Genomic DNA, 16,166 nt, shown 5'->3' with positions numbered 1-16,166 from the left:
GGCATTTATTACCACTTCGCAGAATCATTTGTATATGAGTTCATACCCTTTTGAGGATCCGCGTCTAAAACCCGGTGGGCCGGGTATAGATTATAAATACTTTGATGACACGTATTATCTTTATAAACCAGGCAAACATAAATCCAATGGCGAGTATGTGGACGGTCATACCAGTCCTGAATTTCCTGGACGAGCCTGGGGGACAGTCGTTTTTATGAAAACTGCTTTAGCTCATTTAACGGAGGGTTATAAGGCAAATTATCAAAACCTGCCCGACAAAGAACCAGAGGTGGTGGGCTATAAGGGATGGACCCGGATGCGCTGTGACCTGGATGCGGGAAAATAATATGAAAGGTGTAATCAGGCTAAATGACCCGCTGGAAAACGGTGGGTATGTGAACAAAGCTTCTGGTAGCAAGTTTATGGGAATTCCTGTCGCTTTAATGGGGGATACTGTTCTTTGTGTTGCGCATAAAGGGACCTTTCCCATACTTGATTTTGAACCAACCTGGACAATGGACGGTAGAGGCGTTGTTGTGGATGGGTGTAGGGCTGCATGCGGTTGTGCAATAAAAACCACACTGCCAATGGCGGGGACAAGCAAATGAGTAAATGGAAGATACCAAACAAGAATCCCTATCAAGACCCAGGGAAATTCCCGCTAAATATTATGCTGGTCATTAGTTGTGCTATATTCTTGTTATGTATGATGTACCATATATTAAACTGGCTTCAGGAAAAGAAAGTTGCTGATGATTTGACATGGAATGCAATAGTAATCCCTTCTCTAATAGTGTTAGTAATCTGGTGTGTGGTGATAATCATTCACGGTATAATATCTTTTCCTTTTTATTATGCGGGTTACCTTGAGCAGTATGGTATGTATAAGTGGAAAAACTGGGCAATACAGGCATTGCCTCTTTTAGACTATTCATCAATTCTCCCGGTGCCTGAACTGGCATTAAAAATTCAGAAACTAGAAGGGGAAGCGCCAGCAGGTTCTGCAACGCCGTTACGAATTGATATCGAAGTTGATTCAATGGATGACGCCAGAGTTGATAAAGTGCTAAGCCGGTTGATAGAACCACTCAAGAATTCTCTTGTCAAAGAGTATCGTCCGTTTAATACCTGGTTGTATGTTAAGGGTGCGGATGACACTATCGGCAATAGTTTCAGGGCGGTACTCGCAAGTCTGGGCATCTCCAGCAATAAGGTCGGAGACGTTAATATTCTTCATGATTGTCCGGATTATTCTTTAATCAATGGTTGGGTTGGCCTAAATATTTCTGAAAACAACCTGGTTATTACAGTTGAATTGCACAATAAAAATAATTCTGATTTTTTCGAAAGTGCTAATGCCTTTATTTTTACCAATGCAAAATTGCTTGAAGATAAAGACACACCTTTATATTTATTGCGTATGATGGACAGTACTCCATATTATCTTGATGAAATCGTAAGTGCATATTTATCTGCTCAACAAGTGGATGTGAGTAAAATTAAAAAGATGTGGTTCAACTCACTGGATAAACAGTCAAAATTCGTAATGTTTAGTGGGGTGGAAAACGCAAAAGTGAACATTTTGGCCGATAGTCGATATGAACTGGAAGCCGTTACTGGGCAAAGCACAGAGGTTCAGCGTTGGGTTGTATTGGCGTTGGCTGCGGATGCTGCAAAATATGGTCAAGGACATCAGTTATTCGCCAGTGCATCCGCAGGCACGATTCAAACCGGAATAATAACTGCTAAATATCCAGGATGTTGGCCTGCACTTGGTAAGCTCGATTTCGGGAATTATTGGAAAATCATAATTGTTTGCGCAATTATTTTATGGGGTATAGGGTTTGTAAGTCTCGTGCCAACGGAAATGTTCAATAATCACCCCTGGTATACGTTTACTCCTTTAGTTATCGGCACTCTGGTTATTTATACGGCAATTATGATTTATTCTTTGATAGTGAGTCAAAATATAGAGCGGGAAATGGATATTTATTACTCTCAGTTTTTATGAGGTAAGCGCCCTGACGGGCGCTCATACTTCTTTTACTCTCTTTGCGGCAGGAGAGCATCAGTCGGTTAAGGGGTTATTTCACCGTCCAACCCTTATAGCTGCCGACGTTGTTTTTATCGATCATCGTCACCGGGATCAGTACGGGTTCTTTCGGGGCGGGTTTCCCCTGCAATATGTCATAGCCGATTTCGACCGCTTTGGCAGCCATCACCTGCGGATCTTGTGCAGGCGTCGCCACAAATAGTGAGTTTTCCCGCTTCAACGCTTCTTCAGCGTCTGGCGATCCGTCTACGCCGACAATAAAGAATTCGCTACGTTGTGCCTGTTTTGCCGCCAGATCGGCACCGATCGCCGTAGGATCGTTAATGGCGAATACGCCGTCGATCTTCGGATTCGCCGCCAGCAGAGCGGTCATGATCTCCAGTCCGCCTTCGCGACTGCCTTTGGCGTTTTGGTTATACGACAGCACCTTGATATCCGGGTGGCGTTTAAACTCGGTCTGGCAGCCTTCCACGCGGTTCTGGACGGCGGAAACCGGCGGCCCGTTGATAATGACGACGTTGCCTTTCCCTTTCAGACGGTCGGTAATGTATTTACAGGCCATTTCACCCGCCTGGGTGTTATCGGAGGTAATGGTCGCATCTGCGCCTTCCGCCGCTACGTCAACGGCAACCACTACAATCCCTGCGTCTTTCGCGCGTTTTACCGCTGGGCCGATGCCTTTGGAGTCGGCGGCGTTAAGAATAATCATGTCGACCTTGGCGGCAATAAAGTTGTCGATTTGCGACACCTGTTGTCCCAGATCGTAGCCGCTGGAAACCAGCGTCACTTTAACGCTATCACCCGCCAGTTTGCGTGCTTCCAGCTCCGCGCCTTTGGTGATCTGCACGAAGAACGGGTTGGCCAGATCGCCCACCGTAACGCCGATCGATTTCAGTTCTTTTGCCTGCACAAACGGAGCTGCAGCAAGCAGTGCGCCAGCACAGAGCGCGGTGACTAAGGGCTTCAATCTCATGCTGTATTCCTCGAAGTAAGATGTTGTTGTTATGCACTTTGATGGTGTCGGGTACGGTATTTGTCGATCAGTACCGCTATGATGATCACCGCCCCTTTGATCACCAGTTGCCAGAAATAGGAGACGCCCATCAGCGTCATGCCGTTATTGAGCGTGGCGATAATCAACGCCCCTACCAGCGTGCCGGTGATGGTACCGATCCCCCCAACAAAGCTGGTACCGCCGAGGATCACCGCCGCGATGGCGTCCAGCTCGTAACCCATGCCTAAGTTGCCGTTGGCGCTGTATAGCCGCGAGGCGCTCATCACCCCGCCAAGACCTGAGAGCACACCGCTCATGCCGTAGACGAACAGCAGCACCAGCCACACTTTGATACCGGTTAAACGAGCGGCCTGCATATTGCCGCCGACCGCATAAATATGAACGCCGAGTGTGGTGCGCCTAAGAATGAACCAGCACATCACCACCACCGCCAGTGCAATGACCACTAGCCACGGAACCGGACCAAGATAGTTGTTACCGATCCACTCAAAGCTGATATTGGAATTGATCACCGTCGTGCCGTCGGCCAGCAGATAGGCCGCGCCGCGCAGCGCCGTATACGTTCCAAGCGTGACGATAAACGGTGGTAGTCCGGCAAAAGCAACCAGCGCGCCGTTAAACAACCCCAGCACCAGACCGAGCATCAGCGCCGCCGGAATCGACAGCATGGCAAATTCAGGGATCAGCGAAACGACCATAGCCGCGACGGCAGTGGTGCCGAGAATCGAGCCAACCGAGAGGTCGATCCCGCCGGTCAAAATAATGAAGGTCATGCCTGCCGCCAGCACGATGTTGATCGACGCCTGGCGGGTTATATTCAACAGGTTGCTTTCGGTAAAAAAGTTTGGCGCGATAAAGCCAAACACCGCCACTATCAGGATGAGAATCGGCAAGATGCCGACCGTTTGCATCAGATCGCTCATCAGCAATTTTTTCGCGGAGGCGGATTTCGCCACCTGCTGGGGAGTGGTTGGATTATTCATGGGACACCGCCTGATGATGGGAGTCGTTCACGCCGGTTGCCAGCGTCATAATATTTTCCTGGGTAATACTTTGCCCGTTCAGCTCACCGGCAATGCTGCCTTCCCGCATGACGTACACGCGATCGCTCATACCGACGACTTCCGGCAATTCGCTGGAGATCATCAGGATCGCCACGCCTTTGCGCGCCATGTCGTTCATGATCCGGTAGATCTCGCTTTTGGCGCCAACGTCCACGCCGCGCGTGGGTTCATCGAGGATCAAAATGCGTGGGCCGATCGCGACCCAGCGTGAAATCAGCAGCTTTTGCTGATTACCGCCGGACAGCCCGCCCGCGCGTACCTGGGCGTGCGGAACGCGGATGTTGAGCAATTGGATGGCGTCATCGGAAATAGCCTGCGCCTTTTTGCGATCGAGCATGCCCCAGTTGGCGTCACGTTCCAGCGTCGCCATGGTGATGTTCTCTGCTGCCGCCAGCTCTAAAAACAATCCCTGCTCTTTGCGGTTTTCCGTCAGAAAGCCAATGCCGTGGTCAATTGCCTCGCGAGGGGAGTGGATCACCACCGGTTCACCGTCTACTTCAATCATGCCGCCGATGGCTTTACGCACGCCAAAAATCAACTGAGCCAGTTCAGAACGCCCGGCGCCGACTAACCCGGCAAGGCCGACGATCTCCCCGGAGCGCACCAGCAAACTGCACGGTTGGACTTTATGGCCGTCGGTCAGGTGGTGGACGTTGAGGCGCGCTTTACCTAAGGGAATATCGCGCTCTTTGTTGAACAAATCGCTTAACGGTCGGCCCACCATCATGCGCACCAGCTCAGAGGCGTTGAGTTTGTCGCGGGTCAGGCTGCCTACATATTGCCCGTCGCGCAGGACGCTGACGCGGTCCGAGAGTTCATACACCTCCGCCATGCGGTGGCTAATGTAGATAATCGCCATCCCCTCATCGCGCAGGCGCATGATCAGTTCAAACAAGCGGTGGGTTTCACGTGAGGAGAGGGCGGCAGTGGGTTCATCCATCACCAGAATGCGGCTGTTACGGTGCAGGGCGCGGGCGATTTCCACCTGCTGCTGTTCGGCGATGGTCAACGTCATCACGCGATCGCTGGCCTTAAACTGGGCGCCGAGCCGGTCGATGACTTTTTGCGACTGCATCACCATCTCTTTACGTTGGACCAGACCGCCGCGCGACAGCTCGCTGCCAAGAAAGATATTTTCCGCCACCGTCAGGTTCGGCGCGAGCTGCATCTCCTGGTAAATCAGCGTGATGCCTGCGCTGAGCGCGTCTTTTGGCCCGCGAATGTGAAACGGCTGACCGTCGATCAGGATCTCACCGCTGGTGGCGGTATACGCGCCCGCGAGGATCTTCATCAGGGTGCTTTTCCCCGCGCCGTTCTCCCCCATCAAGGCATGAATCTCACCCGGCCAGACCGTTAAATCGACCCCTTTCAGCGCGTAAAATTTACCAAACGCTTTGGCAATGTTGCGCATCTCCAGAACCGGTGTCCTGCTCATAGCGGATCTCCTGTGGGGTGGCCGATATCAGCAGTCCATCACAGGAATGTAAATGCAAAATGTCAGAAGCCGTTCATATTTGTCATATTGCGATTTTTCTTCACGGAGCGTGATATGCCGCAACCAGGACGTCACTTTTTCGCCAGTGCGCGCGGACGATTGCTGTTCTTCAATCTGCTGGTGGTGACGGTCACGCTGATGGTAAGCGGTGTGGCGGTGCTGGGGTTTCAGCATGCCAGTCAAATCCAGGAACAGGTGCAGCAGCAAACCGTTGACGACATGACCGGCAGCATGAACCTGGCCCGGGATACGGCGAACGTGGCGACGGCGGCGGTGCGGCTGTCGCAGGTGGTCGGCGCGCTGGAATACAAAGGTGAAGCGGAGCGGCTGCAGGAGACGCAACGGGCGCTGAAGCATTCGCTGGAACAGCTGGCTACCGCGCCGTTGGCGCAGCAGGAGCCGGCGCTGGTCGAGCGTATTATCCAGCGCAGCCAGGAGCTACAAAGCAGCGTGGAAGGTATGCTGCAGCGCGGGCAACGGCGACATCTGGAACGTAACGCCCTGCTCAGTTCGCTGTATCAGAATCAAAGTTATTTACGTCATCTGCAAAAGCTGACCGGCGCGCAGGATGACGTGCTGCTGGGGCAGATAGACCGCTTAATTGTTGCCGCCATTGAAACACCCACGCCGCGTTCGGTGGTGAAACAACTGGACGGCGTGATGCCCGCGCTGCCTGTGCAAAATAGCAATCCGCTGATTACTAACATCCTCACCGACTTCAACCAAGAGTTGCATAAGCTGGAGCCACTCTCTTCCGCGCTTGAGCAGAGCGATTTGGCGATCAACTGGTATATGTTTCATATCAAAGCGCTGGTGGCGATCCTCAACAGCGATATCAACCGGTATGCTTCGCAGGTGGCGCTGATCTCCGAACAGCGGGTGGCGCAAAGCCATCAGGAACTGCAATCCGGCGCGTTGTTTATTTTGGTGTTTGCGCTGTTGGCGGTGGTGATCACCGGTTTTGCCGGCTGGTATATCTACCGTAACCTCGGTTCTAACCTGACGGCCATTTCGCGGGCGATGACCCGGCTGGCGCACGGTGAATCGGACGTTAGCGTCCCTGCCCTACAGCGGCGCGATGAGCTGGGCGAGCTGGCCCGCGCCTTTAGCGTCTTCGCCCGTAATACGGCATCGCTGGAGCACACCACCCGACTGCTAAAAGAAAAAACCAGCCAGATGGAAATCGACCGCACCGAGCGCCAGGGGCTGGAGGAAGCGCTATTGCACAGTCAGAAACTGAAGGCGGTAGGGCAACTGACGGGCGGATTGGCGCATGATTTCAATAACCTGCTGGCGGTCATTATTGGCAGCCTGGATCTGGTGAACCCAGACTCCCCTGATGCGCCACGGGTCAATCGGGCGCTAAAAGCCGCCGAGCGCGGGGCGCTCCTTACCCAGCGGCTGCTGGCCTTTTCGCGCAAACAGTCGTTGCATCCCCATGCGGTGGAGCTGAAAACGCTGCTGGAAAATTTGGGCGAACTGATGCGCCACTCTCTTCCGGCTACGTTGACGCTGGAGATTGAAGCCCAGTCTCCCGCCTGGCCCGCGTGGATTGATGTCAGCCAACTGGAGAACGCCATTATCAATCTGGTGATGAATGCCCGTGACGCCATGGACGGGCAGGCGGGCACCATTAAAATCCGTACCTGGAATCAGCGGGTCACGCGCAGCGATGGGCGTAAGCAGGATATGGTGATACTGGAAGTTGCCGACCAGGGAAGCGGGATGTCGCAGGAGGTGAAAGCTCAGGTCTTCGAGCCGTTTTTCACCACCAAACAGACCGGCAGCGGCAGTGGGCTGGGGCTGTCTATGGTCTACGGTTTTGTGCGCCAGTCCGGTGGCCGCGTGGAGATTGAAAGCGCCCCTGGGCAGGGAACGACGGTCAGATTGCAGCTTCCTCGCGCGGTTGTGCCGGTGCAGACACCGGTGGAGCCAATCGCACAGCACACCCCGACTCGCGGTGAAAAACTGGTGCTGGTTCTCGAAGATGAAGCCGATGTGCGCCAGACGTTATGTGAGCAATTACACCTGCTGGGCTACCTGACGTTAGAGGCCGCCAACGGCGAACAGGCTATGCATATGCTAGCGGCTTCATCCGAGATTGATATTTTTATCAGCGACTTAATGCTGCCCGGCGGTTTAAGCGGTGTGGATGTGGTTAATCATGCGCTGGCACATTATCCACAACTGAACATCCTGCTGATTAGCGGCCAGGATTTACGTCCGGCGCATAACCCGGCGCTGCCGGATGTGGCGTTATTGCGTAAGCCCTTCACCCGGGGAGAACTGGCGCAGGCGCTGCGGCATTCGCGTAATTGAGATTCCTCCGCTACCCGCGCAAATACGCTTTGATTACCGTGGGGCGAGTTTCTTGATGAGGCTGGTTTTATGCAACGCTCCGCGACATTCTTACTTTTCACTCTGCTGATGATGACCACCGTATCGGCGCAGGCGGATATTATCGATGACGCCATCGGTAATATTCAGCAGGCAATTAACGACGCATACAAACCGGACAGCGGGCGGGATTATGACGACTCTCGTGATGAAAGCTGGCAGCGACAGATGAGTGACGATCGTCGCCGGCAGTATGATAATCGCCGCCGCCAGTTTGAAGACCGACGCCGCCAACTGGATGACCGCCAGCGCCAGCTCGATCAGGAACGGCGTCAGTTAGAAGACGAAGAGCGCAGAATGGAAGAAGATTATGATCGTTAGCGCAATCTTTCGCCGGCAAGGTTATAGGGAGCAGAGACCTGTTAACAAGTGTTTTAGTGCGATGTAAACCTACCTCAGCACAATCTCCATTCCGTCATACCCGGCTTCAAGCCCTGTCGGTAGCGGATTCTCCATCATCCACAAATCAAACTGATGACTGATATGCGTCAGGATCACCCGTGGGCAGCGGATAACCTCGTTCAAGGCGATAACGATATTTACATCGCTGTGATTGCGCGGCGGCTCGGCGCGCGGGGCGTGGCTGCAGTCGATGATAATCACCTGAGGCTGGTTATTGTGGAGAAACTTCAGCGTCTTGTCGGGAAGTCCGGCGGTATCGGAGAGCCACGCCACGCGGCTGTGCGCGGTCTCCAGCAGATAGCCAAACGTCAGCTTTGAATGGTTGAGCGGGAGTGGCGTCACCTGCACCCCTTGCAGATTAAACACCACGAATGGCGCGACGGTATGGCTAAAATCGAGGATGCCAGGGTGCTTAAACAGATCGTCGCATCCCTGTTCATCCGGCGGACCGTACACCGGGATAGTCGCCCCCACTCCCCAGCGCAGCGGAAACAGCCCCTGCACGTGATCCATATGGTAGTGGGTGAGCAGAAACTGCTGGAAGCTGCCTGCTGGCCAGTCGTCCATCAGATGCGGGATCCCCGCGTCCAGCAGCGTCACCGCATTGTTAAATTTGACCACCCCGCTACAAGGGCGTCGACGGTATTGCGCCTGTAAGCGTGCTCGTTGGCAGGCCGCACAGTCACAGCCAAATGCCGGCACCAGTTGCGCGCCGCCGGTTCCCGTCAGCGTAATGGTCAGACTCATGGCTCCCCCTACAACGGTTTGGTGAAGCGAAAATGGCTCATGGTATAGCCTTCGCGCTGGTAAAAGCGGTGCGCGTCAAGGCGTTGGGTACTGGTAGAAAGCTCGGTTATTTCTGCGCCCGCTTCGCGCGCGGTGGCTTCGGCCCAGGCCAGTAACTGACTACCCACTTTTAGTCCTCGTGCCTGTGGCATCACCACCAGTTCCTGGATCTCGCCAATCCAGTTGGCGTGGTGCAGATGAAACTGCAGGTGCAGACCGATCAAGCCGACGACCTGTCCGTCGAGCAGCGCCAGCTGGTAGTGCATATTGGGATCTTGCAGATTTGCGGCGTAGCCGGCGCTAAAGGCCTGCAGGTCGAATTGGCCCTGTTTCAACTCACAGATAAGCGCGTAAACCGCATCGGTATCGTATAGCGTGGCGCGGCGTAATTCACAGACAGACATGTTTCTTCTCCTTGCGTCCCATCAGTGTGAGCAGTGTATCGACAGACTGTAGCAAACTTCCATCATTGTTCAGGACGTGGCAGTCATACGGCGTGTAGCGTGCCGCGCGTTCAAGGCGGGCAGCGATTTCCGTTTCGCTCTCCCGCCCACGTGCCTGCAGGCGCTGGCGTAGAATGGCCGGGGAAACCTGTAAGCAAATGGGAAGTAAAGAAGCGCCGTAACGGGCCTGCGCCTGGGGCAGATGCGCGCGCGAGCCGTTGACCACCACATCAAAACCGGCGTGCAGCCAGAGGTCAATCTCTACGCCGACGCCGTAATAGAAGCCGTTGGCATGCCAGCTCAGCGCCAGCAGGTTCTGCCCGGCGCGGGTAAAAAACTCTGGTTCGCTGAGGGCAATATGGTTTTCATTCCCGGCGTTGGCGGCGCGGGTGATGTAACGGTGCGCCACCAGCAGTTGCGCAGGTTCCTGCTGGCGAAGTTCTGCCAGTAGACTGTCCTTACCGGAGCCGGACGGCCCCATCAGCCAGATCAGTTTCCCCATAGTCAGAATACCCTTTTGCCCTGACGCCAGACGTGGTCGATATGGATGTGATCGCCTTTGCGATGCGCCAGCACCAGATCCGCGCGTTTACCTTCGGCTACAACGCCACGATCGTCGAGATTTAATGCCCGCGCCGGATTGCGGGTCACCAGACGAATGGCCTGCGGCAGCGTAAAGCGGTTGGCGTCATCGTCTGCCACGCGAAATGCCGCATCGAGCAGGCTGGCGGGGTAGTAGTCGGAGGAGAGAATATCCAGCAGCCCCAGCTCAGCCAGCTTATGCGCCGCCACGTTGCCGGAGTGAGAACCGCCGCGCACGATGTTGGGCGCGCCCATCAGCACGTTCATGCCATGCTGGCGCGAGGCCTCTGCGGCGGCAAAAGTAGTAGGAAATTCGGCGATCACGCTGCCAAGTTGATGCGATTCCAGCACATGATCGCAGGTGGCATCGTCATGGCTCGCCAGCGCTATCTGGCGCTCACGACACATCTGAGCAATCGCTGTGCGGTTGGGTTGCGACCAACGTGCAGCCAGAGCTAACTGTTCTTCTTCGTAGCGGACCATTTGCTCGTCGGTAAGTGAATACTTGCCCTGATAATACTCCCGGTACTTCTCGCGATTGGCAAACTGACGCTGGCCGGGGGAGTGGTCCATCAGCGATACCAGCGTCACCGGCTCACGACTGACCAGTTTTTCAAACAGCGGTAGGGTGGTGTGATGCGGCAGCTCGCAGCGCAAATGCAGGCGGTGCTCGGCGCGATTGACCCCGCGCTTTTGCGTCTCTTCCACCGCGTTGATCATCTTCTCGAGATTTTCCAGACGGTCACCGCCGTCGCGCACATCGCCAATCGCCACCGCGTCCAGCACGGTGGTAATGCCGCTGGCGACCATCAGCGCGTCGTGGCTGCTCATTGCCGAGTGGGCGGGCCAGTCTACCTTCGGGCGCGGGGTGAAAAACTTGTCGAGATTGTCGGTATGCAGCTCGATAAGCCCTGGCAGCAGCCAGCCGCCTTCTCCGTCCATCGCTTGGGCCAGTTGGCTCTGGCTTTCGGCAAAGGCGCGGATCGTTCCGCCCTCAATTTCCAGCGATCCTTGCACCACTTCATCTTCCAGCACCAGCTTTACATTATTGATAATCATGCTGTTGTTCCCATCAGGTGCAGGCGATCCGCGACGCGGTCGCGCACGGTTTGATCGTGAAAAATGCCGACAATTGCCGCGCCGCGGGCTTTCGCTTCTTCGATCAATGCGACGACGGCGGCGCTGTTTTTGGCGTCCAGCGAGGCGGTGGGCTCATCGAGGAGTAGAATCGGGTAATCGACGATAAACCCTCGGGCGATATTGACGCGCTGCTGTTCGCCCCCGGAAAACGTCGACGGCGCCAGATGCCACAGCCGCTCCGGCACGTTCAGGCGGGTAAGCAGGTTAGCCGCTTTGGCTGCGCACTCCTCGCGCGACACGCCGAGATCCAGCAGCGGCTGCATCACCACATCCAGCGCAGAAATCCTTGGGATCACGCGCAAGAACTGGCTGACCCAGCCGATGGTTGAACGGCGAACTTCCAGCACTTTACGCGCCGGAGCCTGCACCAGATCGACCCATTCGCCGCTGTGGCGGATGTGGATGTGTCCTTCATCCGGCAGGTAGTTGGCGTACAGCGAACGCAGCAACGTGGATTTGCCGCTGCCAGAGTGACCGTGCAGCACCACGCATTCGCCGTTTTTAACTTCCAGCGTGGCGTCTTGCAGCACCGGCAGACGCACGCCGTTTTGCTGATGCAGTACAAAGGTTTTACTGACGTTTTCAACGCGAATCGCGTTCATTTTTAGCCTCTTTAAGCATTTTTGCGTTCGATTGCCTGATGGCGCTTCGCTTATCAGGCCTACAACCGATGCCGATCCGTAGGCCGGGTCGCGAAGCGCCACCCGGCAAGACAAAATCAGTTTTGCAAAACAGACGACACCAGCAACTGGGTATACGGATGATGCGGATCGTCGAGTACGCGGTCGGTTAACCCACTTTCCACCACCTGACCCTGCTTCATCACCAGCAAACGGTCGGCCAGCAGGCGCGCTACGCCCAGATCGTGGGTGACAATAACCACTGCCAGATCCAGTTCCACCACCAGGCCGCGCAGCAGGTCCAGCAGTTTGGCCTGTACGGAAACGTCCAGACCGCCGGTGGGCTCGTCCATAAACACCAGTTTGGGATGGGTGACGAGGTTGCGGGCGATCTGCAGTCGCTGCTGCATGCCGCCGGAAAAGGTGGTTGGCAGGTCGTCGATACGCGAGGCCGGGATCTCCACTTCCTCCAGCCAACGCTGCGCGGTGGCACGAATGTGGCCGTAGTGGCGCGCTCCGGTGGCCATCAGGCGTTCGCCGATATTGCCGCCAGCGGAGACCTGACGGCGCAGGCCATCCAGCGGATGCTGATGCACCACGCCCCATTCGGTGCGCAGCAGACGGCGACGGTCGGCCTCGTTCATGCCGTACAGTGAACGGTTCTGATACAAAATCTCACCGCTCTGCGGCATCAGCCGTGAAGAGATCGATTTCAGCAGCGTGGTTTTGCCGGAACCGGACTCGCCGACGATACCCAGCACTTCGCCAGGCCACAGGTCAAAAGAGACATCGCTGAAGCCCTTGCCCGGCGCGTAGAGATGGGTCAGGTTGTTGACTGAAAGCAGCGGTTGCGTCATTTGCTGAGGGCCTCACTCTGTTGGCGGCAGTAGTCGGTGTCGGAGCAGACAAACATGCGTTTGCCGGTGTCATCGAGCACCACTTCATCGAGATAGCTGTGGGTTGAGCCACAGATGGCGCAAGGCTCATCCCAGCTCTGCACGGTAAACGGGTGATCGTCGAAATCGAGGCTTTCCACGCGGGTGTAAGGTGGAACGGCATAGATGCGTTTTTCGCGGCCTGCGCCAAACAGTTGCAGGGCCGGCATCATGTCCATCTTCGGATTGTCGAATTTTGGAATTGGCGACGGGTCCATGACGTAGCGGTCGTTAACCTTCACCGGATAGGCGTAAGTGGTGGCGATATGGCCGAAGCGGGCGATATCTTCATACAGTTTCACCTGCATGATGCCGTACTCTTCCAGCGCGTGCATGGTGCGGGTTTCCGTTTCGCGCGGCTCGATAAAGCGCAACGGCTCGGGGATCGGGACCTGGAAGATAATGATCTGGTCTTCCACCAGCGGTGTTTCCGGGATGCGGTGGCGGGTCTGGATCAGCGTCGCGTCTTCCGTGCGCTCGGTGGTGTTCACCCCGGTCACGCGTTTAAAGAAGTTGCGAATCGACACGGCGTTAGTGGTGTCATCTGCGCCCTGGTCAATTACCTTCAGCACGTCCGGCTCGCCAATCACGCTGGCGGTGAGCTGAATACCGCCGGTTCCCCAACCGTAGGGCATCGGCATTTCACGTCCGCCAAACGGCACCTGGTAACCGGGGATCGCCACCGCTTTCAGAATCGCGCGGCGAATCATGCGTTTGGTCTGCTCATCAAGATACGCAAAGTTGTAGCCGGAGAGGTTAGTGGTCACGGGTGGCCTCCTGTTGCAGGCGTTTGAGCAGTTCCAGCTCGGCCTGGAAATCGACGTAATGGGGAAGTTTGAGGTGCGAAACAAAACCCGCCGCCTCGACGTTATCCGCATGCGCCAGCACGAACTCTTCGTCCTGCGCCGGTCCCGTGACCGATTCATCGTATTCGGCTGCCTGTAGGGCGCGGTCCACCAGCGCCATCGCCATCGCTTTACGTTCGCTCATGCCGAACACCAGCCCGTAGCCGCGGGTAAAATGGGGGGATTCGTTTTCTGGCGCGACAAAACCGTTGACCATTTCACATTCGGTCATCAGCAGTTCACCGACGTTCACCGCAAATCCCAGCTCTTCCGGTACGGTTTCCAGTGCCACATAGCCGCTGCGGATTTCGGCGGCAAACGGGTGATTACGCCCGTAGCCGCGTTGGGTGGAGTAGGCCAGCGCCAGCAGATATCCCTCATCGCCGCGCATCAGTTGTTGCAGACGTGAGGCTCGTGAACAGGGGTAAACCGGTGGCGTACGGGTAATATCATCCGGCTGAGCGCCATTATCCTCTTCACGCTTTGCCAGTCCCTGGTTGGCCAGCAGGGAAAAGACGTGCGGAGAGGCGTCCTGCGCGTCGTCTGCGCTGCGCAGGGGTGGCGTTTCGCCATTGGCCAGCAGGGTAAAATCCAGCAGGCGATGGGTATAGTCATAAGTGGGACCTAACAACTGCCCGCCGGGAATATCCTTGTAGACCGCAGAGATTCGGCGCTCAAGGCGCATTTCTGCACTGTTAACCGGTTCGCTGACCGCCACCTTTGCCAGCGTAGTGCGGTAGGCGCGGAGCAAAAAGATGGCTTCGACGTTATCGCCGCTGGCCTGCTTCAGCGCCAGCGCGGCCAGTTCGCGGTCGGCGATGCCGCCTTCGGTCATCACCCGGTCGACGGCCAGGTTCATCTGTTGTTCGATTTGCGCCACGCTCAGTTCAGCAATGGTCTCATCGCCCCGGCGTCGGTTTTCCTGCAGGGCGTGGGCGTTGGCTATCGCCTTTTCGCCCCCTTTGACGGCGACGTACATCAGCACACCTCCACATGGGTAGTTCGCGGAATAGCCAGCAGGCGTTCGCCGCAGGTGAGGATCAGGTCGACCCCCAGCGGGAACGGATGCGGGCGTTCGGTGAGTTCGTGAATCAGGCATTCCGGTAGCTGTGGCGCGATCATGCGCTCTTCAGCGATACCGGCGCCGGTCAGACGCAGCATGCGTCCACCGCTTAAGCCAGAGACCTGCACAATCAGCGTGGCGCTGGTTTCTGGCGCGACGGCGGAACCAGCGGAGAGGGCGTTAAGCTGTTCGCTGCTGATGCGTTCGTCGGCGACGGCAAAGGCCGCCAACTGCGGCTGATCCACCAGCGGCGCGTTGGTGTGAAAACGCAGATTCTGCCGGGCGATATCGTTATCCATCGACGGCGCAAGCCATACCGGCGTGTCGCCATCGACCAGGGTCAGTAGCACGCTGGTGGTTGCCAGGCCCAGTGGCTGCCAGCCGTGTTTCAGTTGATGCAGGGCGACGATCACGCCCGGCTCACTCATGGCCTTCAGCAGGCGACGAAAGCTCTGCTGAGCATCCTGAACGGGTAAATTAAAAGCGGTTTGTAAGGTCATGCGTTATCTCCGCGTACCAGCGTGAAGAAGTCGACCCGGCTGGCGTTGATTTCGGCACGGCGTGCGCTAATCAGCGCATCGCGTTCCGCTTCCAGCGGGGCAATTAAGGTTTCCATTAGGCTCTGGAAATGCGTTTGTTCCTGCAGCAGTGCGTCAATGACCGCACACTGCTCGGCGTGTTGTTTGTTGCGGCCCAGCAGGTAGCTGTAGCCCAGCGTGCCGCTCTTCAGGCGTACCACTGCGCGGGTAAGCGTGGTATCACCGGCAAAGAAGCGGTTGCCGGTGCCGCCCATGCGAGCCTGGAGCTGCATCAGTCCGCTTTCCGGTGCGCGGATAAGTTCATAGTCTGGCGTCAGTTTGAGCGCGTGGATGCGGGCGTTCAGGGCATCGGCATTGCTGTAAGCCAGCGCGCGCATCCAGCGCTGGCGGGTCGCGGTATCGAAATGCATTCAGTGCTCCATAGTGAATTCGATCATGTCGGCGCGGGTCAGGCTGACGGAGTATTCCGCCGCGTGTTCTTCGCCTTCACGGTGGTTCAGGGTGCGCACGCACAGCAGCGGCGCCATATTGGGGATTTCCAGCACTTTGCTCTCTTTAGCCTGTGCGCGGCGGGCGCTGATGCGCGTTTGTGTGCGCAGGAGCGTCAGACCGGACTGTTCGCGCAGGTAGTCGTGCAGTGAGCCGTTGTTAAAGCCCTGCAGCAGCGGCCATAGACTGAGGTCGGAAAAATAGTGGTCGATCTGGCACAGTGCGATACCGTTTACCCGGCGCAGGGTGCGCAGATGAATCACGTTATCGCCCTCGTTAATGCTGAGCGCATCGGCAA

At 56.2% G+C, this 16,166-nt stretch carries 18 protein-coding genes and 1 pseudogene; 5 read left to right on the top strand and 14 right to left on the bottom strand.

The window, feature by feature from the left end:
* The 3 genes and pseudogenes from FDW87_RS22175 to FDW87_RS09205 form a co-directional block, all read left to right on the top strand.
* Positions 1 to 346, top strand: a pseudogene (locus FDW87_RS22175) (hypothetical protein); the annotation flags it as partial.
* 1 nt (position 347) lies between these two features.
* Positions 348 to 608 carry a PAAR domain-containing protein gene (locus FDW87_RS09210; protein WP_016155465.1) on the top strand — a complete coding sequence of 87 codons (261 nt, stop codon included), beginning with the start codon at positions 348 to 350 and terminating at the stop codon, positions 606 to 608.
* Positions 605 to 2,011, top strand: coding sequence for a hypothetical protein (locus FDW87_RS09205; protein WP_137379676.1), 1,407 nt, complete (start codon positions 605 to 607; stop codon positions 2,009 to 2,011). The genes FDW87_RS09210 and FDW87_RS09205 overlap by 4 nt, the downstream gene beginning before the upstream one ends.
* A gap of 73 nt (positions 2,012 to 2,084) precedes the next feature.
* Here FDW87_RS09205 and FDW87_RS09200 read toward each other — a convergent pair whose 3' ends face one another.
* From FDW87_RS09200 to FDW87_RS09190, 3 genes are read right to left on the bottom strand one after another with little or no spacing between them, the layout of a single operon-like run.
* Positions 2,085 to 3,026: an ABC transporter substrate-binding protein gene (locus FDW87_RS09200; RefSeq protein WP_019077849.1), complete on the bottom strand. Its 942-nt coding sequence runs from the start codon at positions 3,024 to 3,026 to the stop codon at positions 2,085 to 2,087.
* Positions 3,027 to 3,055: 29 nt separating this feature from the next.
* Positions 3,056 to 4,051 (bottom strand): hypothetical protein, encoded by a 996-nt coding sequence (locus FDW87_RS09195; protein WP_016155386.1) that lies wholly within the window; start codon positions 4,049 to 4,051, stop codon positions 3,056 to 3,058.
* The gene (locus FDW87_RS09190; RefSeq protein WP_016155468.1) at positions 4,044 to 5,567 is read right to left on the bottom strand and encodes a sugar ABC transporter ATP-binding protein; all 1,524 of its coding nucleotides are present in this window, start codon (positions 5,565 to 5,567) and stop codon (positions 4,044 to 4,046) included. Before FDW87_RS09190 ends, FDW87_RS09195 begins: the two co-directional genes overlap by 8 nt.
* A 114-nt stretch (positions 5,568 to 5,681) precedes the next feature.
* Here FDW87_RS09190 and FDW87_RS09180 point away from each other — a divergent pair, with 114 nt between their 5' ends.
* Both FDW87_RS09180 and yjdP read left to right on the top strand, forming a co-directional pair.
* Positions 5,682 to 7,946, top strand: coding sequence for a hybrid sensor histidine kinase/response regulator (locus FDW87_RS09180; protein WP_137379675.1), 2,265 nt, complete (start codon positions 5,682 to 5,684; stop codon positions 7,944 to 7,946).
* A gap of 69 nt (positions 7,947 to 8,015) precedes the next feature.
* Entirely contained in the window at positions 8,016 to 8,345 is a 330-nt protein-coding gene (gene yjdP / locus FDW87_RS09175) for a DDRRRQL repeat protein YjdP (protein WP_016155470.1), read from the top strand.
* A gap of 69 nt (positions 8,346 to 8,414) precedes the next feature.
* Here yjdP and phnP read toward each other — a convergent pair whose 3' ends face one another.
* The 11 genes from phnP to FDW87_RS22170 form a co-directional block, all read right to left on the bottom strand.
* On the bottom strand, positions 8,415 to 9,173 hold the full coding sequence (gene phnP / locus FDW87_RS09170; RefSeq protein WP_019077847.1) for a phosphonate metabolism protein PhnP: 759 nt from the start codon (positions 9,171 to 9,173) through the stop codon (positions 8,415 to 8,417).
* 8 nt (positions 9,174 to 9,181) lie between these two features.
* Positions 9,182 to 9,616 (bottom strand): aminoalkylphosphonate N-acetyltransferase, encoded by a 435-nt coding sequence (phnO, locus tag FDW87_RS09165; protein WP_046274567.1) that lies wholly within the window; start codon positions 9,614 to 9,616, stop codon positions 9,182 to 9,184.
* Complete coding sequence (phnN, locus tag FDW87_RS09160; protein WP_016155392.1) at positions 9,603 to 10,157, bottom strand: ribose 1,5-bisphosphokinase; 555 nt, start codon at positions 10,155 to 10,157, stop codon at positions 9,603 to 9,605. The genes phnO and phnN overlap by 14 nt, the downstream gene beginning before the upstream one ends.
* 2 nt (positions 10,158 to 10,159) lie before the next feature.
* The gene (gene phnM / locus FDW87_RS09155; RefSeq protein WP_103767212.1) at positions 10,160 to 11,296 is read right to left on the bottom strand and encodes an alpha-D-ribose 1-methylphosphonate 5-triphosphate diphosphatase; all 1,137 of its coding nucleotides are present in this window, start codon (positions 11,294 to 11,296) and stop codon (positions 10,160 to 10,162) included.
* Complete coding sequence (phnL, locus tag FDW87_RS09150) at positions 11,293 to 11,979, bottom strand: phosphonate C-P lyase system protein PhnL (protein WP_047499592.1); 687 nt, start codon at positions 11,977 to 11,979, stop codon at positions 11,293 to 11,295. The genes phnM and phnL overlap by 4 nt, the downstream gene beginning before the upstream one ends.
* 116 nt (positions 11,980 to 12,095) lie before the next feature.
* Positions 12,096 to 12,854, bottom strand: a complete 759-nt coding sequence (phnK, locus tag FDW87_RS09145; RefSeq protein WP_137379674.1) for a phosphonate C-P lyase system protein PhnK — start codon at positions 12,852 to 12,854, stop codon at positions 12,096 to 12,098.
* Positions 12,851 to 13,642 (bottom strand): alpha-D-ribose 1-methylphosphonate 5-phosphate C-P-lyase PhnJ, encoded by a 792-nt coding sequence (gene phnJ, locus FDW87_RS09140; protein ID WP_049259807.1) that lies wholly within the window; start codon positions 13,640 to 13,642, stop codon positions 12,851 to 12,853. The genes phnK and phnJ overlap by 4 nt, the downstream gene beginning before the upstream one ends.
* Before the next feature lie 46 nt (positions 13,643 to 13,688).
* Positions 13,689 to 14,756, bottom strand: a complete 1,068-nt coding sequence (locus FDW87_RS09135; protein WP_047416024.1) for a carbon-phosphorus lyase complex subunit PhnI — start codon at positions 14,754 to 14,756, stop codon at positions 13,689 to 13,691.
* Positions 14,756 to 15,340 (bottom strand): phosphonate C-P lyase system protein PhnH, encoded by a 585-nt coding sequence (phnH, locus tag FDW87_RS09130; RefSeq protein ID WP_003031824.1) that lies wholly within the window; start codon positions 15,338 to 15,340, stop codon positions 14,756 to 14,758. Before phnH ends, FDW87_RS09135 begins: the two co-directional genes overlap by 1 nt.
* On the bottom strand, positions 15,337 to 15,789 hold the full coding sequence (phnG, locus tag FDW87_RS09125; RefSeq protein ID WP_095715476.1) for a phosphonate C-P lyase system protein PhnG: 453 nt from the start codon (positions 15,787 to 15,789) through the stop codon (positions 15,337 to 15,339). The genes phnH and phnG overlap by 4 nt, the downstream gene beginning before the upstream one ends.
* Positions 15,790 to 16,166: UTRA domain-containing protein (locus tag FDW87_RS22170; protein ID WP_252363087.1), on the bottom strand; the 377-nt coding region annotated here is incomplete at its 5' end.

Origin of the sequence: Citrobacter sp. wls826 (assembly GCF_005281245.1) — a bacterium.
GTDB lineage: Bacteria > Pseudomonadota > Gammaproteobacteria > Enterobacterales > Enterobacteriaceae > Citrobacter > Citrobacter braakii.
Note: the sequence above shows the minus strand (reverse complement) of the source record. Positions and strands in the feature narration are given on the sequence as shown.